Here is a 700-nt window from a genome sequence, read left to right as displayed (position 1 = left end):
ATCGCGAGAAGTACAAGTGGAGTGCCGACAACAGCGAGGAAATTCGCAAGGGCGTCATCATTAAGGCCGAGACGATCGAAGAACTGGCCGCAAAACTCAACATGCCGCACTTGGTTGAGACCGTCAAAAAATGGAATGCCGACATGAAGACAGGCGCAGACACCGTGTTCGGGCGCCGCATCATGAAGGACCCGAACGCCAAGGTGGTATTTGAAGGCCGCGATGTCGACTTGTTGTCCGCACCGATTCGTCTCGACGGCCCCGTGTATGCCGTGAAGCTCGTCCCCGTTGCTTACAACTGCCAGGGCGGCCCCAAGAAGAACGCCAAATGCCAGGTGCTTGACGCCTACGGCGATCCTATTCCGCATCTCTATATTTGCGGCGAACTCGGCTCCATGTGGACGAGCGTCTACCAAGGCGCATCCTCCAATGCCGAATGCATGATCTTCGGTCGTATTGCAGGCAGAGAAGCGGCGAAAGAAAAGCCTGCGGCGTAAATAAGCCTTTCTTTAGTCACGCCTTACACGTGCAGGGCAACGTTCAACTCGTTGTACGTTGCCCTCCTCTTTTCACAAATCACCTTGTGAGTTAAGCACGCCGTTCCTCGGAGAGAAAGAAAAGCAGCTGAATTCTTCTTTTGTTTCGTTGAACGATTGGCGTGAAAAAAATCCCCCGGATCAAATGACCCAGGGGACTTATC

The 700-nt window shown here is 53.4% G+C and carries 2 protein-coding genes; one reads left to right on the top strand and one right to left on the bottom strand.

Translation table 11 applies throughout. The features are described from left to right. Positions 1–497 (top strand): FAD-binding protein (locus tag H6A60_RS12070; RefSeq protein ID WP_205104962.1); only part of this gene is annotated, 497 nt, incomplete at its 5' end. A 23-nt stretch (positions 498–520) separates the two neighbouring features. Here the strand turns inward: H6A60_RS12070 and H6A60_RS12065 are convergent. Then, positions 521–700: hypothetical protein (locus H6A60_RS12065; protein WP_205104960.1), on the bottom strand; the 180-nt coding region annotated here is incomplete at its 5' end.

It is taken from the genome of Sutterella massiliensis, from assembly GCF_016899755.1.
Taxonomy (GTDB): domain Bacteria; phylum Pseudomonadota; class Gammaproteobacteria; order Burkholderiales; family Burkholderiaceae_F; genus Sutterella; species Sutterella massiliensis.
The sequence above is the reverse complement of the archived record's forward strand: the minus strand, read 5'-3'. Positions and strand labels throughout refer to the sequence as shown.